Here is a 19,030-nt window from a genome sequence, read left to right as displayed (position 1 = left end):
GCCTATTCGTCGAGGTTGTCGACGCCCGGAAGCCACGAGAGGCCGGGACCGCCCCAGCCGCGCTTGCGCGTGACCTTCGTGGCGATCTTCGCGTAGAAGTGCTCGAGGCGATCCACATACACCGTGCCGTCGAGGTGGTCGAATTCGTGCTGGAAGATCCGGGCGAGCCAGCCGTCCGCGTGGATTTCGAACGGCTTCTGGTCGAGGTCCATTGCGCGGAGGATCGCCCTGGGGGAGCGGAGCAGCGGGAATCGCTCGCCCGGGTACGACAGGCACCCCTCGACGTCCTCGTCCTCGTCTGCCTCTCCGGCGGGGACCGGAGTGATCCAGAGCTCTGGGTTGATCGCGACGCCGCGCCACTGTCGGTTGTCGTCGTCGAGGTAGCCGTAGGTGAACAGGCGCAGCGGGATGCCGACCTGCGGGCCGGCGAGGCCGACTCCGGGAGCGGCGTCCATCGTCTCGAACATGTCCTGGACGAGATCGCGGAGCTCCTGGTCGAAGGTCTCGACGGGCTTGGCAGGGGTGTGGAGGACGGGGTCTCCGAAAATAACAATTGAGCGAACGGCCATTCAGCAAGGATATCGGGCCGTTCCGTCGTAGGGTCGTTGAGTGCACCTCGACCTGATTGACTTCACCGTCGACCTCCCCGTCGACCCTCGCCAGGCGATCGGCATACCGCTCGCCCTGATCGGCGGCGTGTTCCTGTCGCTGGGAGCCCAGTTCCAGCACCGGGGCGTCAACAAGGTCGAAGCCAACACCGTTGCGGTCACGGGAGGCCTCGACCCGCACCAGCTGCTGCTCCTGCTGCGCCGGCCGTCCTGGGTGATCGGCACCCTCATGCTCGGCCTCGCCATCGTCTTCCAGCTCTCGAGCCTCGCCTTCGCCCCGATCATCGTCGTGCAGCCCCTCGGCGCAGTCGCCCTCGTGATCACGTCGATCGTCAACGCCCGGGTGACCAGGACCCCGGTCAACCGGGCCTCCAAGATCGCCATCGCGGTCTGCGTCGGCGGCATCGGGCTCTTCGTCACCGTCGCGGCCTTCTTCGCCGTGGACAAGCCGGTGACCGACAAGAACCTCATCACCATCCTGATCGTGCTCGGCGCGGTGCTCGTCGCGTTCGTCGTCGCGTTCGCGCTGCTGCACACCAAGTTCAAGGCGATCTTCTACATCACCGGCGCCGGTGTGCTCTACGGCTTCGTTGCGACCCTGGCGAAGGTGATCATCAACCGCACCCAGAACGGCAATTTCGAGTGGCTGACGCTCACCTGCGTCGTCGGCCTGCTCCTCGCGGCAGCTCTCGGTGCCTACTTCGTCCAGAACGCGTATTCGTCGGGACCGCCCGATCTCGTGATCGCCGGCCTGACAGTGATCGATCCGCTGGTGGCGGTCGGAATCGGCATCGTCGTCCTCGGCGAGATCGCACAGGCCCCTGTGTGGGCGGGAGTGGCGTTCGCATTCGCAGGTGCCATCGCGATCTGGGGTGTCATCCTGCTGTCTCGCCACCATCCGCAGGCATCCGTTACCGTATCGGAATAGGGCGCGCCGTCGCCGAGGATGGGCGAGAACACGCGGATTTAGAATAGGGTGCTAGGAGAAGTCGGCCGCGTTCGCGCCGTCCAAGACCTGAAATACCGCCGGATGACGACCTCCGGCCCACACACGTTGGGACACCCTCACTTTGTCAGACTCGACCGCTTCGCCACTAGGTTCTACCCCTGTGGCTCCGGGTTCGAAAAAGCCGATCAAGGTCCTCATCGCCTGCGACACGTTCGCCCCTGACGTCAACGGTGCGGCGAAGTTCGCCGAGCGTCTCGCCGCCGGCCTGACCTCCCGCGGCCACGAGGTGCAGGTCTTCGCGCCGGCGGCCTCGGCCAAGCACGGCACCTGCACCGAAGAGCACGAGGGCCAGACGTTCCTCGTGCACCGGATCAAGAGCTGGCGCTGGTACCCGCACGACTGGCTCCGCTACGCGCTGCCGTGGCTGATCCATGCGGAGAGCCGCCGAATCCTAGACACCTTCAAGCCGGATGTCGTGCACTTCCAGTCCCATATCAACATCGGGCGCGGCGTCACGATCGAGGCCGCGAAGCGCGGCATCCGCATCATCGGGACGAACCACTTCATGCCCGAGAACATGCTCGAATTCACGCTGATCCCGAAGAGCATGCATGAGCGCCTGATCAAAATGGCCTGGAAGGCGGCTCGCCGCACCTTCGGCCGGGCGGAAGCCGTCACGACCCCGACCGTGCGCGCCGCCGAGTTCCTGGAGAAGTACACCGGGCTCGAGGGTGTGCTCGCGATCTCGTGCGGCATCGACGCCCACAACTATTCGCCGTCCTTTGAGCCGCGCACGGAGAACCGGATCCTCTTCGTCGGCCGCGTGACGAGCGAGAAGCAGATCGATGTGCTCCTGCACGCCGTGACGCTGCTCGCGCCTGAACTGGATACCCAAGTCGAGATCGTGGGCGGCGGCGACCAGAAGCGCAACCTCGAACACCTCGCCCAGAGCTTGGGCATCAGCAGCCGTGTCGTCTTCCGCGGCTACGTGACCGATGAGGAACTGCGCGCGGCATACACCCGCGCCACCCTGTTCGCGATGCCGTCGATCGCCGAGCTGCAGAGCATCGCGACCATGGAGGCGATGGCCTCGGGCCTGCCGATCGTCGCCGCGAACGCCATGGCGCTGCCGCACCTCGTCCACGACGGACAGAACGGCTACCTCTTCGAGCCAGGAAGCGCCCAGGACCTTGCGGACAAGCTGACCCGTGTACTCACTGCGGGCCCCGAAGCGCTCGACGCCCTCAAGTACGAGTCGCTGAGGCTGATCGGTGCCCACGACATCAATCGCACCCTCGACACTTTCGAGAGCCTGTATCGTGGGGAACCGGTGGTCAACACGATCACCTCAGATGCCGCCGCCCGCTCCACGGAGTGAGTGCGGTTGGGGGCGGTAGCTCAGCTGGTTAGAGCAGCGGACTCATAATCCGTCGGTCGTGGGTTCAAGTCCCACCCGCCCTACAGATTAAAGTCCTGGTGAAGCGCTGTAAAATTGAATATGGGAGAGTTTTCAGTCAGCCGACTGGACACCTAAATGGACACCTAAGGCCTGGCAGGCTTGACTCAGTGGGGTCCCTTTCCAGGGGTACTGATGCCGAGTTGGAAGTGTTTTTCGGTGCAGGTGCAGGTGAAGGTGCACGCCCGGTCGGGCTGACGCGGTTGGTAGGTGCATAATCCAACTCATTGCCTCGTCCGGGCACTGATGCAATGCGAAACGAGGGGCACTCGAATCCGGAGCGGGGAGCCGCCCGCCTTTCCCTGGAAGTGCTCCCTCAGATCGACGCGGTGCTGCCATCCTTCCCGCACACACTGGATGATGCTGAGACGGCGCGCATGACACTTCTGCCCCGGCGCAATAGGCTTCAGGCGAAAGGGAGGTGACAGCCAGTGAGTGGTCCGTACGCCCTCCAAACGCTGAGCACTGTCAAGCGCATCGGGCTCGTCGGGGACCTGCACGGTGACGCGCACCAGCTGCGTGAGGTGGCCGAGGCGATGCGAGCCCGGGGTCTCAGCGTCCTCGTGGCCACCGGCGATTTTGGTTTCGTGGACAGCCGTCCGATGATCTCAAATCAAGCCTGGGCCAGCGAAATACTCGCCGAGAACCAGCTCTCGTTGATCTTTGTCGACGGCAACCACGACCGCCTCTCAGACATTTACAGCTCTCCCGTGGACGCCACCGGATACCGGTGGGTCGCAAGCAATATGGCACATCTCCCACGGGGGTTTCGGATGAGGGTCGCCGGCGGCCGAACGCTCGGCGCCCTCGGCGGCGCCAACTCCATAGACCACCCCAAGGCTGATCCGCTCGAATCGATAACTCCCGACGACCTCGTTGCGCTCGGCACGGAACGAGTCGATATTCTGATCGGCCACGACGCGCCCACCCCGCTGCCCGCGTTAGACCAGCTCCTCGCGACCACGGACCGCTACTGGACCGATGAGGGTCGGGCCTACGCCGCGGCGGGCCGCGAGATGTTTACTCGAGGCTTCAGGCAGGTCAGGCCTGAGCTGTACGTCGGCGGTCATTTCCACACTTACATTGACGAGGTCGTGTCGTTTGGCGATGGCGCAGACCGGTTTGAATCCCGCGTCGTCCTCCTCGCCGATGCCAGCTCTGGGGCGGGTGTCAGCTGTGCTGTGCTCGACCTAGCGACATTGGAGCTTGAGACTTTCGATCTGAATGGAGACCGACGGTGAAGCCGAATTTCGTCCTAACCGAGACCAGCCCTCCGGGCTTATACCGGGTGAAGTCCGGTGGACGCGTGCTCGAGGTCATGACCGACGATGGCCCAGGCGCCAACGTCCAGTGGATCGACGATCTGACGGATCCGACCGTCAACCCCGAGCGTGTGTACCGGGTTCGATTCACCATTGGCGAGCCTGGATCAGTGACGGTCGGGCTAGAGAGTCCTGAGCAGCGTACCGGGATCGTCACGAGCATCGAGCTGATCAGAAATGACTGGAGCGAGAATCTAAACAGTCTGCACTCGGGTACAGCTCCAGGAACGTTTCGGGTCGACGTTGAGAGCGGGGAAGCTCTGGAGTTCTGCGTCGACACGAGGGCCGCCTCGGTCCGCTGGGTGACGTTCAATCGCAGCCGGCGGCCGCGGCGCAATGGACTCGATCTCAGCGAGCTCAACCCCCTCAGACACTTTGATATCCGGCTCGGGAAGAATGCAGTCGTTGCCTTCTCGAACGTCGGCCTTTCGCTAACGACTTCGCGGGTTGTTGCGATTCGCCGAGTCAACCCTCAACGGTGGTCCGGATATCCGATGGCCGCCGGTGAGGCCGCAGTTGCGATTCGGCGAGCAATCGCCGCGGCAGACTATGAGGCCGCCGATCGGCTCCTGACAGAAGCGGTCAGCAGCATTCTGATCACGCCCGCGGACGAAGCCATCGCGGATGACGTCTTGGCCGAGCCCGAGACCACGGGCAACGAGCGGTATGACACTCTCCTCGCAACGGGCTTTGCGTACGCCCTGACTGAGCGCGGAAGCACGCCGCTGGAATGGATGACGCGGCCGCCAGCACTCCGGGAGGAGTGGCTGTGGGACGGCGATGTGGAAGCGTCTGCCGAGTTCCGCTCCTTCATACGCAGCCAGACGCCGCGGGCCTTCCTCGCGAAAAACATACTGCTCAGAGATCGAGATCTACGCGCCTGGTGACGAGCCGATTGAACCCGTCTGAGCCACCGCTGACCGAAAAGGAGCCAGCATGAAGATAGAAGCGAAATACAACTCACGCAATCCGCTGCCGGATGGCGTGCATCCTGACTACTGGGAAACGCACCCGGTCTGGGTGGCGGACGACCTCGACGACCTCACCGGACCGACTGCTGGGTTGGTCCAGCTTCCACTGCACCTCGAGTGGACGACGCGCCGGCCGATCCGCCTGGATGACCCAAGTTCTGTGCTCTCCGGGTACGCGACGGTGCTGCGTGAAGCGAAGCACGAAAGCGATTTCAGGTATCTGAACAGCCAGATTCTCATCCGCATCTGGCCTGACCTGTTCCTGCCGCGGAAAGTTCGCGAGGCATGGACGCGGCGATTCCCCGAGCTCCCATAGATGAGCCCGACCACGTGCCCTGGCGCGGGGCGGTCAAACTGCCTTCGCGCGAAACCGCTGCCTGGTTTTCTGGGCTTTCTTCCACGCCGCCAGGACCTCGAGCGGTGAAGGTCCCTCCATAGGTAGCAAGCCATCGAGCGCATCAACACGATCGAGAGCTCGGAGTACCGCAAGGAGCGTGTGCAATCGAGTCCCTGTTCCGAGCTCAAGTCCTTGCACGGCCGAGCGTGAGATGTTAGCGCGGTCGGCCAGCACCTCCTGGCTGAATTCGGACTCAATTCTCATGGCTCGGACGGCTTCCCCGATGCGCTGTTCCCATTCGCCGAGCGTCTCGAAGGTGCTTGGAATGTACGTCATTACGCTCCCGATTCGGTCTAAAGCGTGGAAATGCAACCAGTCTAACGGGGATCAGCTGGCGCCACGTCGGTGGCTCTTTCGAAGGCGTCTTCCCCATCGGGGCGCTGAACAGAAAGTGCTTCATGGCTTCGAGGAATTCTGCAGCCTGCCACCCGGGGAGCGAAAAGAGGTCCGCGTAGGTCTGAGCCATTGATGTGAAGGGTGGCGATTCTGTGCCAGAGCGCATAGCGTTGGGGCCCCATTCCACAACGAGCACCTCGGCACCTGGCTCGAAGTTTGAGGCATCGATTGCGGCCGCCGTGTAGACAACCCGCTGCCCACGATCGGCCACCGCAACGTCACCGAGATAGTGTTGGGCGGCATCGGCGCCACCAAGCGTGAAATGAACACTTGCGGCCAGCTCTTCAATCGTGGCAAGGGTCGTCGCAGCGACCACGTCCGCTTGCAGATCGCGCGCAGCGGCAAGGACCGTGAGGATTTTCCATGGGCTGATCGCGCTGAAACCGCCATCGTCATTGCGGCGTAGTGCCCCGATCGCGTAGAGACGTCTAAGCGCACGGCTCGTCGACGGGATCTCCACGCCGGAAGCCTGGGCGAGCTCGTCCACACTGGCCCAGCGCCTCCGGCCGTCGACAAGGGCGGTGTCGACCAACGTTCGCCAGACGAGCTCACGCATCCTCATCGATCTGCCTTCCCACTCAGCTGCTCGAGCCAGGAACGCATTTTGGTGACGTCATCCGGAGTCAGGCCCGCCATCGTATTCGTCGGGATCATGAGCACAGACATCCCTGTTGGGGCGTTGAGCATCCGGTAACCGTGCAGCTCAATCTCGACGTCATCGATCCAGATGAACGGTGCTGGCGCGGCAGCCTGGTCGTCGAGGATGCTCCGGGCCTTCCACCAACCCGACGCCTCACCGTGTACCTTTTCCTCCGGGTGGTACGGCAGGATTCGGCCGCGCTCGAGTCCGCCGAAGGCTGGGACCAAACCGGTTAGAACGCTGTGACCTTCATTCCAGGTCGAGAGCCACACGAGGTCCAGATCGAAATCGGCACGCAGATCGTCAAGAGCTGCGATTAGAGCCGGGGCCCAAACGACCGTGAAGACCTTGTCGGGGCCGACCACGCTGTGCAGCGTGACGGATGCGGACTCCTCATCGCCCCAGATCAACCGGGCGTTTGTTGCGTTCACAACGCCGTCCACGTCGAGATAGAGGCGCGCGCGCATCTGGATTCCTTTCCGGGTCTCACTGCGGTCGGCGCCTCGGCCGGGGTAGACTGCGGTGCCAGTGTAGGTGGTTTAGGTGGTCTCATGTGCGGAACGAGAGTCGGAAGGCCGACCAAGCGCCATGCTCGCAATCATGAGGGTCATCATGGCTCTGCCAAGCGCGCCCTTGCGGAGCTCACTCGTCCGCATCGTCTGCACGAGCTTGACAAACAAGAGCGCCCCGCGCATGTATGGACCATGACGTTGATCCCCGATCTGACCCTGCCCGGCGAAGAAGCGGTCGTTGTGGCCGGCGATTGGCATGGCAACATCAATTGGGCCCAGCAGGTATTCCCGTTCCTGCGCCGTGCAGTGCCCGGCGTCCGGACTGTCCTCCATCTCGGAGATTTCGGTTTCTGGCCCGGCCAGGATTTCGCGCAGACGGTCGACTATTGGGCACGCAGTGTCGGGGTCGAGAGGATCCTGGTCACCCCAGGCAACCATGAGAACTGGGCAGCTCTCGATACGCTTTTCGCGGAGAACCCCGGAGAGATGATCCAGATCGCGGAGCGCGTATTTGTGATGCCCCGCGGCTATCGGTTCACATTGGCTGGTCAGCAGTTCACTTCGCTGGGCGGTGCCGCGTCACTGGACCGCGAGGATCGCGTACCTTTCCGGGAGTGGTGGCCGAGCGAGATCCCAACGGAAGATGATGTTGCGCGGGTGATCGCTGGCGGACCGACGTATGTTCTATTGACCCACGAGGCGGTGGATGGCGGCGCAGACCTAGTCGAACGGGTTCTCCGCGCCAACCTATTGGGGTGGGGCCGGGAAGCGCTCGCTTACTCGGCTCTCTCACGCGATCGAGTCACCCGCGTGTATCGCGCCTTGAATCCGTACGTCGTCGCCCATGGGCACCTCCACCTTCAGGCGGAGAGGACCGGTGAGGACGGCCGGCAGATCTTCTCACTAGCCGCGGATGGCGCCGCCGGGAATCTGGCGACGCTCAACCTGGATACTCTCCAATGGGAGTGGCTCGGTGACCCTCGGGCCTGGAAGCGGTAGACAACAACCCTGAGCACAGCGAGGGTTTGGAGGCCGCAGGCCGAGGCCGCGATAGCGGGCCGGGCTGACCGAGCGAGCAGCGAGGTGAAGCGGAGTAGCCGAGCTGAGGGCGAAGAGAAGCGCAGGAGCCGGGCTAAGGGCGGTGAGAAGCGGGGCGCCGAGCTGGGGGCGTAAACGAAAAACCGGGCACCGCGCACCATCCGCCTCCGCTACGCTCCGGCGTCCTCGCCGGGGGCCGAAACCCGGCACGCCATCCGTCCCGAAAACCACGCCGCCGTACTCGCTTATGGCAGACGGTTGACGCCAGACGCAGGACGCGGAACGTGGCGGAAGCCGGCACGTCATCCGTCCCGTCGGACGCTGCTCCCGTGGGTCGGCCGGCGACATTTTCACTGCGTCCGCCAACACGTCGGCACCGCTGGGCGCCGCGGTCTTCGTCGTCGTGCACAACACCGACTCTGAACGTTTCTCGTCGAGCTGCGAGATCATTGCGCACTGCTGCAAGGCTCTGCTCAGTTCACCGTTTCGTGCACGACCCCGGATGCGTCCGCTGCCCGCGGCGCGCTCCTTCAGCTGGCCGCCATCGCTCCGCGTCCGAATGAGATTTCGGTGGCCACGCACTCGCCCGGCAGCGTCGCCGAGGTGCTGGCGGAGCGCAGCTTGGCACCCGTTCCTGTCGGACGTTGGCGGCCACGCGTCACGGTGAGCGTTGCGGTTGGCATGGCGGTGTTCGTGCGATGCGAAGCACCAGGTTCTCGTGCGGCGCTGCTGGGCGTCGGGCCATGAGACTGGGCTCCGGTGCGGGGTGCGGGACGGTCTGCGTGCCGGGGCCTTGGGCGCGTAAACGGTGAGCGTTATGTGCAGGCGCAGTCTGCCGGCAACCGTGCCCGTCGTGTGGACCGATGTTGCGGTGATGGCTTGTGGGGGCCGTGCATCTTGTTTTTGCCGATGGTGTTGTGATTGGACATAGGGGAGGCATGGGTAGGGAAACGTTCACGTCGTGGGCGATACTCGTATTTTCCGGCGAATTTGCTCTCATTTTTTGTTGGTGCGGAGTATCACGAGGTGTTTCGCGTATTCGGGTCGGTCGCAAGGGGTGCGCCCTGAGCGCAGCCGCCGCCCCGTTTTCTGCGGCATGAGGAGGGTCGGAGGGTGCGGCGCCTGCCTGTTTTCTGCCGGCCGGCCGATGCAAATGCTCTCGAGGGTTCGGGGCGGGGAGTGGGCGGTGTACGTGTGAGATGTATTCGAGACGGGTCGTGGTGTGGGGGTGTGCGGACCTCACCGGACACCTCCGCGCTTTTGCGGCGCGGCGATGGGCTTCGGGGCGGGAACTGCCGATATTTTGCGACGCGAGACTCGAACTTCTTTGTCGGATCCGTCTTAGGTTCGACTTGCTGGGGCGCGCCGGAGAGTGAAGCGCTTGGCCTGCCCTACGCCGGAGGTCCAACGCGAAGAGTTGGTCTCCCGCGCATGTTCCGTGCATGAAGAATGCAGATTCGGAACCGGAGTCCACAGCTAGGGCCGAGGGCGGCTATGACGAGGTCCGCGTGCACTGCGACGGTCGGTCTTTTGGGCGGGCTGGTGAGCTGCACAACGCATACGGTTTCGCCGTGGACCGGGCCACCCGACAGGAAGCGTGGCTCTTCGGCCACCACCTTCCGACGCCGGGGCACGCGGCCGAAGATCCGCTGCATTTCGCCGGGCAGGATGCTGACGGCCGGGTGAACTGGGTGGACGGCCAGTCGAAGCTCCGGGCTGCCGGCCGGACGACTGCGGCTGGCGTTCAGGAGACCAGGTGGTTGGACGCCGATGGAAACCCTGAGGCGCATTGGACCGGCGGTTACCACGTCAAGAGAATTCTGCTTAGTGGTGAGGAGCGCTATTACTCCCAGCCGCTCGTGGGTGCGAAGCCGTTGTTGCACCGGGTTGATGGTCCGGCCATCGCAGATCCGCTATCGCCGGTACGCAGTGTCTGGTGCGTTGACGGAGTTCGCGTTCAAGGGCCTCTTGAGCTACTGATCCGGCACACCGTGCGCGCCCGGCAAGCGTCGGACCATCAGCGTCCTATCCTGCGTCTGGAACTGAGTCCTGCGGAGGAGTCTCGGCTCCGCCTGACTGTGATTGCCGATGAGCGCGGGGATTTGGCGGCTGACATTGCGATCGCTTTTCCGGACGTCTATGCGGCGGCGGTGCGCACGCTCGATTAAGATTCGCCCGCAGCTCTGCGCGCCACCAAACCGTCACGACCAGCCGGTGATCATCTGGTGGCAATCGGCTGGCGGGAGCCCAGATCGACCTGTGACTATTTGGTGGCGGCGGTTGGGGAACCGAGCTATTTGACCCAGGTGCGGCCCTGTGCGCTCGTCTGCGGGGTTGGGCGGCGTCTGCGGGCAACCGGGCAGTCAGGCTTTCAGGCCGCTCACAGCGCTCTTGCAGCCCGCTCGAAGGCCATCTCCAGGCTTCGCGTCGCCTGTCGCGGCCCAAACGCAGCAGCGGCCGTCAGGATCATCCCTGACGGTGCTTAAGTCGACGAGCTGCTTGGTGCCCAGATGTTCGTTCAGCTGATCGAGTCGGCGTTGCACGGCCTGCTGCGACCACCGCACCGACTTCGAGTCATGCCAGCTCAGTCACAGCGAGCCTCCCTCAACTCATTCGGATCCCGGTGCTCAACGCGGGTCTTGTATCGCCTTCGGAATTCTGCGGTTGCCGCACGTTGCGCTTCTAAATCGCGAGTATCAACAGCGTTCACCTCTGCCCACACGGCACGGATCTCGCCAATAGCGGGATCGCCGAGCCCGCCCGCCGTCACCTGCCGCGCGTAGAAAGCGCAAAGGCGGTTCGCGGCCTCCCGCATCATGTCATAGACGACGACGGGGTCATCGGAGAGCATCGTCACCGTCCTAATTTGCTGGGATCGCTGTCCGTTTGCTGTGCATCCCTCGAAGACGTCACTGTGTATTTCATGCGTCCGACGATGCGCTCGAGTCGTCCGCCGCTGTGGGCACCTAACCGCGCGCGTGGGCGACCGTCCTTGCGCGGTGCGCCAGCCATCCAAGGTTCGGGCAGGTTTAGCGTTCGGTCTGTCGGGGAGGCGAAACCGGGAGAGCAGGCGGCCCGGGGATCAGGTAAGCGCATGTGACGTGGTATCCGAGACGGACGGCGTTGCTATCTGAGAGAGCGTGTTTACATCCGTGGCAGAGGTGCACACCTGGTCGGGCAAAGTGAGCGGGCAGATGCGTGATGACTGCCCCCGCAGCCCGAAGGTCATCCACTGAAGGGAGTTGGGCTTCCCTTTCCTTGCGCTCGGCCTTTTCCTGGGCGCGGGCGGCCGCGTCCAGTGCGCGATCCTTCCGGCCCTGAGCCCGTTCTTCCTCGAGCTTCGCCGCGTGTTCCTCTCTCTCCCTATTGTGAAGGTGACGCGGATCAGGGTCGGAGGAGCCCTTCTCCTTCGGCGCTTTGCTCTTCCTAAGTTCGGCGGCGGCGAGCTCCACGGAGAGAACCTGGGGATCCCGAAACGCGTACCGGAGCCCCGGAACCCCGTTGGGTCCGGGTATCTGGACCTTGACCATCAGCCCGGAATCGACCATCCGGTGGAACCAGAACTTGACAGCTTCTTTGGCCAGGCGCACGTCTGGGTCTAAGCCGGCGAGGTGTGCGGCGCACTCGGTGATCGTGACAATAGTTTTGTCGGGCTTGCCGTGCATGAATTTCAGGTACAGCAGCGATTGCCATTGCTCGTCGGGGAACGGCAAGTAGATCGGGGTGCCATGGAAGGACCCTTCTCCAAGTGGCGCGATCCCGATGAAACCGGGCCGGTAGCCTTTGAACGCGGCGAGCATCCTGGCTTTTTCCGGGCTCATCCGCCAAGCGGCCTGTCGGTGCGTGGCTTTGTTCTGCACCCTCAGCTTGAACGCGATGTTGCGGGCCTCTTGCTGGGCGGCGGCGCGTTTGGCGTTGAGGTTGCGTGCGATAGCGGCGGCTTCTTGGTCTTGGGCTTCTTTCCGTTGTCGTGCCAGGAAAGTCAGGATCGGGGCGGACGCTCCCGCACGCGAAGTGGTCAGCTCCCCGATCGGGAACAGGTACAGCTGGCCGGATTCCTCGCGAGCTCGCGTGCTGTGCCCGTCCGGGGAGACCTCAACGTGAATTCCTGCGGTGGGGAAGTATTCCTGGGTTGACGCGGTCGCCAGCTGGCCTTGGAGCGGGTTGAACCAGAGGAGAGGCACTCCAGCACGTGCGGTCGCACGGTGGACGGCGTTCAGTTTCACCCGCTGGTCCCCGGTCAGCTGGAGATGGTCTCCCACGTGCCCGAAGAGCCACACGTCGGTGACGTTCGCGTCCGCGTAGTCGCGATGCCTGGTCTCCCATTCGGAGCTGGAGAGCGACGCGTATTGGGTTTCGAAGCCGATCCGACTGCCATCAGGATTGGTCAGCATGACGTCGGCGACCCGGGTCCGGTTTCCGTCCAGAGGAACTTCTAATGCGACCGTCGACAGTGGGTAGGTGCTGCGCAACCAGTCGGCGATCGCGGCTTTGGCTTGCCGGTGGAAGAGCCCTTCCGCGTGCCCTTCACCCTTGACTCGTGTGAGGTGGCGGAAACCTTGCCGGCGGCCATCACGTCGCGCGACAGTGGTGAGCTCGGGCGTGGGGCAAGTCGGCACGACACACTGCAGGTTGTGCCGGGTGTGCTCCCTGCGGAGGTCAGCTTCTCCATCGATGAGGTAGAAGAGGTCCCCGGTTTCCCGGTCCGAGGCATAGAGCATCCGCTGGTCCCCGCTGATGAAGTCGAGGATTTCGGTGTGGGTGTGCCGAGAGGCCATGACCGTACACTAGCGGCGCCAACCGACATCGGATTCGCAGCGAGAGCGAACGGTGCGGCAAGACGCTCTCGATGGCACCAAATAAGTAGGTGCCCGGATGCATCACCGGAGGCCCGACTTGATGAGGGTCGTCAGCGGCGGCCGCCGCCGCCGCTAGCTTGAACCCGTCAAGGGAACGGTTGATCTGACACAGAATTCGTTGTGCGGGTCACGGTGCCGTGACGCTGTAGGGGAGCGCAGTTATAAGCTGTGGCGCAGCCATCAGGCGGTCGTGCCGCGCATGTTTACGACCGAGCAGGAATTGGAGGACCACACGTGCCGAACCCTGGCTTTCTTCCTGTCCCAGTTTTCATGGATGTCGACGGGTCGCTTCTCGCCTATCCGGAATCAGGCTCCGCGGAGCCGAGACTCATCACTCGAAGGCTTGAATTCGACTTATCGGATGCCAGCGGCTACCCGAGGATCGTTCGCTTTGACCCCGCTGTCATCGCCGAGCTCAACCTCCTTGTCGCCGAGGGCCTCATTCAGCTGATTTGGGCGAGCACTTGGGACGAATCGGCAAACCACTATCTGCTTTCGGCACTGGGGCTCGAAGGCGGCCCGTTTGAGGTTGCAATAGTTGGCACCCGCTACGGGGACCAGATGGCGGCCGGCGTCTGGATTAAGGCGCGAGCTGTCGGTCGATGGCTGCAGTCAAATCGGACTGAGGACGGTCCGATCGTGATGGTTGATGACTTGCTGGCCGACCAAGCGAATGGATTCATGAGCCCTCAACGGCGAAGCATCGACGCGGTAGCCGGCCCCGGTAGTCTGCTTCTCGCGACCGACTCAATCCGCGGGGTGCTGCCCTCACAAGTCGCCGAGATCCGTGCCTACGCCGAACGGCTGGCTTCCGGCACTGATACCGGTACGTCTTCTCAGGTCGTCTTGCCGTTCGTCAGCGGTTGGGGCGTTCGGCAAGGCACACAGTACGCGTCGCTGACCCGGGCGGATCTGGATCTTCTAATGAGCGGTGGAGAGGTGGAGCTCGATGTGCTCGATGAGTACACACTGCGTCTCACGTACGACGCATCAGCGCCCGCGCGCCCGCATCCTGTGGCCGATCTTGATGACGAGTTCTTCCATGAGCCCAGAGCGTGGTACCCGTATAAGCCGGGCGAGTGGCTCACACCGATAGGCGAGATCGCGGACGGTTTCGCAGATCTTGACTATCTGCGCACGACGATCTCTCGGCTAGGTTTCGCGGTTTCCGGACGGCACCCGGAAGATGGTTTCCCTGACGGCGCGGTCATCACCGATGACGTGCCCGCGATCCGCGGAGCCCTGTCTGCTGAGGACAGGGGCGAGTAGGACGCGACGCCACCGATGCTCACGCTCCGGCCATCGCAGCTGCCGAACTGCCTGAACCGGTGGCGACAAGAAGACCTATGTGGGTAGTTCAGGAGAGCGGGATTCCCAAAGTTTGCGGCACCGCACAGGCAACACTAAATCGGGCCAGATACAGATCAAGGTGCGGCGGTCGAGCCATCGTTCTTGTTCCTGCACGGTACCGATTCTGACGACAGCCTGGTACATTCGCTGGACGTCGGAGTGGTCTCCGAAGTCAACGTCCAACTCCGGACCCCAGTAGAGAGTTCGTGGCAGGTCGACGATGCCGTGACGGCGCTCAGCGAAATTCCCCAGTCCTGCTCATCGGAGCTCCCCAGGTCGCGAGGTTAGATTAGCGGAAGTTTGTGCCCGTTGTCACGCGGCGGAGCTCGTTGGATTGGGCGGCGTGGTTGCGGAGCCGGTAGGAGCCGCCGTCGAGGGTGACGACGACGGATCGGTGTAGGAGCCGGTCGAGCATCGCGGCGGCGACGGTGGTATCGCCGAGGATCTCGCCCCAGGCGCCGACGGGGCGGTTCGTGGTGATCACGATCGATGTTTTCAGGTAGCGCTGGTTGATGACCTGGAACAGCGGCGCCATTGCCACTGCTCGCGGAGTCATCGGACCTCGATTTCGCCTCGGGATGTGCCGCGGCCATCTTCCGGATCGCGGTGACTTACGTTTTGCATGGGATTAAGACGCGACATGGCCGTCCTGAGACCGATACTCGTACATGCACGCCAGAGCGACTTTGACGACGGTAAGGATACATGGCATGGACCAGAATCCGGCGGCGTGCGAGTGCGCTTACATGGCAGTGAAGGCGTTTCGGGCCTCGCTGAGTGCCGGTCCTTCTCATGCATTCGTAGTCCGTGTATTGCTGGAAATGCTGGGAATGCTGGGAATGCTGGGGATGCAGGGATTGCTGGCACTGCCGGCATTGCAGGAATTGCCTTTATTGCTTGTATTGCTTGTATTGCTGGAAATGCTTGCATTGCAAGGAATCCATGAAATTGGTACGAATTCATAAAATCCATGTATTGCCGTGCGCGGTGGGAATGGACCGATGGACGGCTTGCTGGCCGTCCTCCCGCCGCAGAGCAGGCAGACCTTCATCCCAACTGGAGGGTGGACCGACCGGACATAACCGGATTCAGACGGTTAGGCGTAACGCCACATCTGAATGACGTTGTCGGCAGCCGCCGCGGCCACAGCAGCCTGATCTGCAGCCTTCTCCTCCCCAGCCTTCCGCGCCCGAACCTTCGACGCCACCTCAAGCAGATCCCACATCTGCTCACCGGTCACTGAGACACCGCGGGCACCGGTCCGCCGTGTCCGGCCGCGAATCAACGCGTAGTGTGTGCGGAACACGGGCGCGCCGATCTGAGCTTGGGCGTCGTGGAAGAACACGACGTTGGATACCGGTCCGCTGCCATCGTCCAGCGAGACGAACACGGTACGCCGGCCGTCCCGCATCGGCGGGGTGTTCGTCGCACGGCGGACGCCGGCGACCAGGACTTCGGTGCCGCCGGGCAGGTTGATCAGCTGCGACGCCGGCGTCACCCCGAGTTCCTTGAACAGCGGGTGGAACCGGGTCATCTGATGGTCGTTGACCGCGAGCCTGAGATCAAGTAGCTCCAAGTCCGTTTGCGTGCGGCCGCGAAGGTCGAGTGAGGTGACGGCGCGGTAGAAGTCGGGGAGCGGCAGTTCGATGTCGAACGCCAGCTGGTCGGGGCCGACGGGTAGCGCCCGGCCGCCGAGACCTTGGATGTGGGCCAGGAGGTCGCCGCGGCGGCCTCGGTCGTAGCCGATGAACGAGTCGAGCGCTCCGACGCGGGCGAGCGCTTCGAAGGTGCGCCGGCGGGGCCGGACACGGTCGCGGAAGTCCTGCAGCGACGTGAATGGTTGATGCTCGGCGATCCGCTGCCGTTCGGTGACCGTGGAACCCGCGAGCTCGGGCAGTGCGAGTCGGATGGCGAGCTGGCCGTCGTCGAGTTCCTCCACCCGATAGTCGAGAGCTGACCTTTGGACGTCGAGCCCGAGGATGGGTACGCCGAGGTTCCGGGCTTCGACGACGATCAAGTCCTTCGGCCACATGCCCGGGTCGTGGGTGAGGAGCCCGGCGAAGAACGTGGCCGGGTGATGGGTTTTCAGCCACGCGCTCTGGTACGTGGGGAGGGCGAACGCGGCGCCGTGCGCTTTCGCGAACCCAAAGCTACCGAACCCGGCGAGCACGGTCCACGCGCGATCGATGACCTTCTGGTCGAACCCGCGGTCCGCGGCGCGCTCCCGGACGTACGTCTCGATCTCCGCGAGGTCGTCAGATTTCCCGAGGTGCCGTCGGAACACGTCGGCTTTGCCCATCCCGCAGCCGGTCAGCTCGTCGAAGAGCCGCATCACCTGCTCATGGAACACGACGACCCCGTTTGTCTCCTCGAGGAACGGTTTGAACCGTGGGTCCATGAAGTCGGGGGCGACCTCCCCGTGGCGCGCCATCAGATACTGCAGCGGCATGTTGTTCTGCATCGGGCCCGGGCGGAACAGCGAGATCTCTACGGTCAGGTCGTTGAACTCGCGCGGTTGCAGCTTCCCGACCAATTCCATCTGGCCGGGGCTCTCGAGCTGAAAGACTCCGAGCGTGCGCGTGGAGCGCAGCAGCTCGTAGGTCGGTTCATCGTCGAGAGGGACCCGGTCGAGGTCGATGTGCTCGCCGGTGAGCCGCCGGTGCTCCTCGACAGCGAACGCCATCGCACTCTGCATCCGAACGCCCAAGATGTCGAGCTTGATCAGACCCATCGGGTCCATGTCGTGCTTGTCGAACTGGGACATTGGAAGACCCATGCCCGACGCTTGCACCGGTGTCCGGTCGAGCAACGACGTGTCCGAGAGAATGACGCCGCACGGGTGGACGGAGATGTGCCGGGGGAGTCGGTCAAGCTTCGCCGTCAGGTCCACGAGCTGGTTCAGCTGCTGTGACTGCCGGACTTCAGCCGCGAGCTCCGCAAGCTCCGGCTTCTCTTCAAGCGCCCGGCGGAAATCACGGGCGTTGAACCGCCACATCTGTTTCGCGATCGCCGCCACCTGCTCCTCCGGCATCCCAAGGGCGAGCCCGGCGTCGCGGACGGCGCCGCGCCCGCGGTACGCGTTCGTCATCGACATGAGGGACACCCGGTCGGCGCCGAAGACTTTGAACACCTCCCGGTAGATGTCGTGCCGGCGGCTCGATTCGACGTCAAGGTCGATGTCAGGCAGCGTCTGACGTTCGGGGGAGAGGAACCGCTCCCAGATCAAGCTGTTCGCGATCGGTTCAACGGAGGAGGTGCGGAGCGCGTAGTTGAGGACGGAGCCGACACCGGAACCGCGGGCCTGGATTCGGATGCCCATGCCTCGGATCAGGTCTGCGACACGGGCCACGGTAAGGAAGTATGAGGCGAACCCCAGATACTCGACCGTCTTCATCTCGTGTTCGAGCTCGGTGTGGGCCGCGGCCACGAGCTTGGTCCCCGCGTACCGGTCGTCGATGCCGGCTCGGGTCCGCCGCCACAGCTCAGCTACCGGGTCGCCGACGACACCGATGACTGAGGCTTCCGGCATCCGTGGGGTGCCAAGGCCGATGTCTGACGCCGGATCCAGCGTGCAGAGGTCGGCGACGCGTTCGGTTTCCGCGAGCAGACGGTCGACAGCGTCCGTCTCGTGCGCGCCGGCGTCGACGACCATCCGCGCCACCTGCCGCATCTGCCTCGCATCTTTCAGGTACGCCTGCCCGTTCGACATGGGCTGCGTCAGCTGTGCGAGCGGAGTGAGGAGCCGTGTGGCATCTGCGAGGTCGGCGGTCGCCGCGTCGTCGGGTGTCCCGTAGCGGACGGCGTTGGTGAATACCGCCGGTGTCCCCGTGTCCTCCGCCAGGCTCAGCATCCGGGTGGCGGGGGCGACGGAGCCAGGCATCCCGGGCTCCGCGAGGTGGCAGACGACTTCGAGGCGCAAGGATCCGGCAGGCATCACTCGGAGCCACGCGCGGAGCCGGGCGACGGATTCCGGGCTGTCCCGTCGTTCGACGGCGGCGCCGACGTCAGAGAGCGGGCCGAGCAGGATGGTGAGCGTCTGGTCCTCGGCGAGTTCAGCGAGCCGCCGGCGGTCGACGCTCGGCACCCGGCCCTTCTCGTGCGCGGAGCTCACGGCGCGGCAGAGCGCGGCGTACCCGCGGCCGTCGCCGATGCCGTGGGCGAGGACGGTGACCCGGCCGAGCGCCCGGTGCTCATCATCGTGGACAGCGAGTTCGGCGCCGAGCCCGGGGCGGATGCCGCGGGCGACGCACGCGCGGACGTGTTTCACAGCGGCGTAAAGCCGGTCACGGTCGGTGAGCGCGAGGAACGTGGAACCTTGTTCGACCGCCTGGTCGACGAGGGTGGCCGGCATCGTCACGCCGTAGTGGGTGGAGCATGCGGAGGCTGTGTGGAGGTGCGGGAAGCTCATGCGGTGCTGGAAGTCCATGTCAACGCATCGGCGAGAACTTGGCCGTCGCTGCAACGCGTCGTTCTCCGGTCCATGTGGAATCCGAGTTGTGGCCGAAGGTTTGCGCTCTCTCCCGCTGAACTTC

17 protein-coding genes and 1 tRNA gene are annotated in these 19,030 nt (G+C 64.0%); 10 read left to right on the top strand and 8 right to left on the bottom strand.

The window, feature by feature from the left end; all coding sequences use genetic code 11:
* Positions 1-2 precede the first annotated feature (2 nt).
* Positions 3-569: a peptide deformylase gene (gene def, locus RCH22_RS07720; RefSeq protein ID WP_327013462.1), complete on the bottom strand. Its 567-nt coding sequence runs from the start codon at positions 567-569 to the stop codon at positions 3-5.
* Between the two features lie 40 nt (positions 570-609).
* Between def and RCH22_RS07715 the strand changes: the two genes are divergently transcribed.
* The 6 genes from RCH22_RS07715 (at position 610) to RCH22_RS07690 (ending at position 5,622) form a co-directional block, all read left to right on the top strand.
* The gene (locus RCH22_RS07715; protein WP_327013461.1) at positions 610-1,536 is read left to right on the top strand and encodes a DMT family transporter; all 927 of its coding nucleotides are present in this window, start codon (positions 610-612) and stop codon (positions 1,534-1,536) included.
* A 181-nt stretch (positions 1,537-1,717) separates the two neighbouring features.
* The gene (locus RCH22_RS07710; protein ID WP_327013460.1) at positions 1,718-2,935 is read left to right on the top strand and encodes a glycosyltransferase; all 1,218 of its coding nucleotides are present in this window, start codon (positions 1,718-1,720) and stop codon (positions 2,933-2,935) included.
* A 9-nt stretch (positions 2,936-2,944) separates the two neighbouring features.
* Positions 2,945-3,018 (top strand) — tRNA-Ile (locus RCH22_RS07705).
* A gap of 426 nt (positions 3,019-3,444) precedes the next feature.
* Entirely contained in the window at positions 3,445-4,254 is an 810-nt protein-coding gene (locus RCH22_RS07700) for a metallophosphoesterase (RefSeq protein ID WP_327013459.1), read from the top strand.
* On the top strand, positions 4,251-5,222 hold the full coding sequence (locus RCH22_RS07695; RefSeq protein WP_327013458.1) for a hypothetical protein: 972 nt from the start codon (positions 4,251-4,253) through the stop codon (positions 5,220-5,222). Before RCH22_RS07700 ends, RCH22_RS07695 begins: the two co-directional genes overlap by 4 nt.
* A gap of 49 nt (positions 5,223-5,271) precedes the next feature.
* A complete protein-coding gene (locus RCH22_RS07690; protein WP_327013457.1) occupies positions 5,272-5,622 on the top strand; it encodes a hypothetical protein in 351 nt (116 codons plus the stop codon).
* A 33-nt stretch (positions 5,623-5,655) separates the two neighbouring features.
* Here RCH22_RS07690 and RCH22_RS21170 read toward each other — a convergent pair whose 3' ends face one another.
* From RCH22_RS21170 to RCH22_RS07680, 3 genes are all read right to left on the bottom strand, one after another.
* Positions 5,656-5,907, bottom strand: coding sequence for a helix-turn-helix domain-containing protein (locus RCH22_RS21170; RefSeq protein ID WP_369125304.1), 252 nt, complete (start codon positions 5,905-5,907; stop codon positions 5,656-5,658).
* The gene (locus RCH22_RS07685; protein ID WP_327013456.1) at positions 5,897-6,586 is read right to left on the bottom strand and encodes a hypothetical protein; all 690 of its coding nucleotides are present in this window, start codon (positions 6,584-6,586) and stop codon (positions 5,897-5,899) included. Before RCH22_RS07685 ends, RCH22_RS21170 begins: the two co-directional genes overlap by 11 nt.
* 71 nt (positions 6,587-6,657) lie before the next feature.
* Positions 6,658-7,206: an HAD domain-containing protein gene (locus RCH22_RS07680; RefSeq protein WP_327013455.1), complete on the bottom strand. Its 549-nt coding sequence runs from the start codon at positions 7,204-7,206 to the stop codon at positions 6,658-6,660.
* A gap of 237 nt (positions 7,207-7,443) precedes the next feature.
* Here RCH22_RS07680 and RCH22_RS07675 point away from each other — a divergent pair, with 237 nt between their 5' ends.
* Both RCH22_RS07675 and RCH22_RS07670 read left to right on the top strand, forming a co-directional pair.
* Complete coding sequence (locus tag RCH22_RS07675) at positions 7,444-8,250, top strand: metallophosphoesterase (protein ID WP_327013454.1); 807 nt, start codon at positions 7,444-7,446, stop codon at positions 8,248-8,250.
* 1,481 nt (positions 8,251-9,731) lie between these two features.
* Positions 9,732-10,457, top strand: coding sequence for a hypothetical protein (locus tag RCH22_RS07670; RefSeq protein WP_327013453.1), 726 nt, complete (start codon positions 9,732-9,734; stop codon positions 10,455-10,457).
* A gap of 416 nt (positions 10,458-10,873) precedes the next feature.
* Here RCH22_RS07670 and RCH22_RS07665 read toward each other — a convergent pair whose 3' ends face one another.
* Both RCH22_RS07665 and RCH22_RS07660 read right to left on the bottom strand, forming a co-directional pair.
* Positions 10,874-11,146, bottom strand: coding sequence for a hypothetical protein (locus RCH22_RS07665; RefSeq protein WP_327013452.1), 273 nt, complete (start codon positions 11,144-11,146; stop codon positions 10,874-10,876).
* 172 nt (positions 11,147-11,318) lie between these two features.
* Positions 11,319-13,067 (bottom strand): competence protein CoiA family protein, encoded by a 1,749-nt coding sequence (locus RCH22_RS07660; protein ID WP_327013451.1) that lies wholly within the window; start codon positions 13,065-13,067, stop codon positions 11,319-11,321.
* A gap of 315 nt (positions 13,068-13,382) precedes the next feature.
* On the opposite strand from RCH22_RS07660, the gene RCH22_RS07655 reads away from it, so the two are divergent.
* Complete coding sequence (locus tag RCH22_RS07655) at positions 13,383-14,417, top strand: HAD domain-containing protein (RefSeq protein WP_327013450.1); 1,035 nt, start codon at positions 13,383-13,385, stop codon at positions 14,415-14,417.
* 370 nt (positions 14,418-14,787) lie between these two features.
* Here the strand turns inward: RCH22_RS07655 and RCH22_RS07650 are convergent, their stop codons facing one another.
* Positions 14,788-15,054, bottom strand: a complete 267-nt coding sequence (locus RCH22_RS07650; RefSeq protein WP_327013449.1) for an ATP-binding protein — start codon at positions 15,052-15,054, stop codon at positions 14,788-14,790.
* Positions 15,055-15,208: 154 nt separating this feature from the next.
* Between RCH22_RS07650 and RCH22_RS07645 the strand changes: the two genes are divergently transcribed.
* A complete protein-coding gene (locus RCH22_RS07645; protein WP_327013448.1) occupies positions 15,209-15,463 on the top strand; it encodes a hypothetical protein in 255 nt (84 codons plus the stop codon).
* A 131-nt stretch (positions 15,464-15,594) separates the two neighbouring features.
* Here the strand turns inward: RCH22_RS07645 and dnaE are convergent, their stop codons facing one another.
* Positions 15,595-18,924, bottom strand: coding sequence for a DNA polymerase III subunit alpha (dnaE, locus tag RCH22_RS07640; RefSeq protein ID WP_327013447.1), 3,330 nt, complete (start codon positions 18,922-18,924; stop codon positions 15,595-15,597).
* Positions 18,925-19,030: the final 106 nt, after the last annotated feature.

This window comes from Cryobacterium sp. GrIS_2_6 (assembly GCF_035984545.1).
Lineage (GTDB): Bacteria > Actinomycetota > Actinomycetes > Actinomycetales > Microbacteriaceae > Cryobacterium.
This window is presented reverse-complemented; position numbering and strand designations above follow the sequence as displayed.

Excerpts from the sequence above, each read along its gene's own strand:
- RCH22_RS07645 (WP_327013448.1), top strand. The coding sequence starts at position 15,209 with ATGGACCAGAATCCGGCGGCGTGCGAGTGCGCTTACATGGCAGTGAAG.
- RCH22_RS07675 (WP_327013454.1), top strand. The coding sequence starts at position 7,444 with ATGACGTTGATCCCCGATCTGACCCTGCCCGGCGAAGAAGCGGTCGTT.
- RCH22_RS07670 (WP_327013453.1), top strand. The coding sequence starts at position 9,732 with ATGAAGAATGCAGATTCGGAACCGGAGTCCACAGCTAGGGCCGAGGGC.
- RCH22_RS07690 (WP_327013457.1), top strand. The coding sequence starts at position 5,272 with ATGAAGATAGAAGCGAAATACAACTCACGCAATCCGCTGCCGGATGGC.
- dnaE (WP_327013447.1), bottom strand. The coding sequence starts at position 18,924 with ATGGACTTCCAGCACCGCATGAGCTTCCCGCACCTCCACACAGCCTCC.
- def (WP_327013462.1), bottom strand. The coding sequence starts at position 569 with ATGGCCGTTCGCTCAATTGTTATTTTCGGAGACCCCGTCCTCCACACC.
- RCH22_RS07680 (WP_327013455.1), bottom strand. The coding sequence starts at position 7,206 with ATGCGCGCGCGCCTCTATCTCGACGTGGACGGCGTTGTGAACGCAACA.
- RCH22_RS07660 (WP_327013451.1), bottom strand. The coding sequence starts at position 13,067 with ATGGCCTCTCGGCACACCCACACCGAAATCCTCGACTTCATCAGCGGG.
- RCH22_RS07650 (WP_327013449.1), bottom strand. The coding sequence starts at position 15,054 with ATGACTCCGCGAGCAGTGGCAATGGCGCCGCTGTTCCAGGTCATCAAC.
- RCH22_RS21170 (WP_369125304.1), bottom strand. The coding sequence starts at position 5,907 with ATGAGAATTGAGTCCGAATTCAGCCAGGAGGTGCTGGCCGACCGCGCT.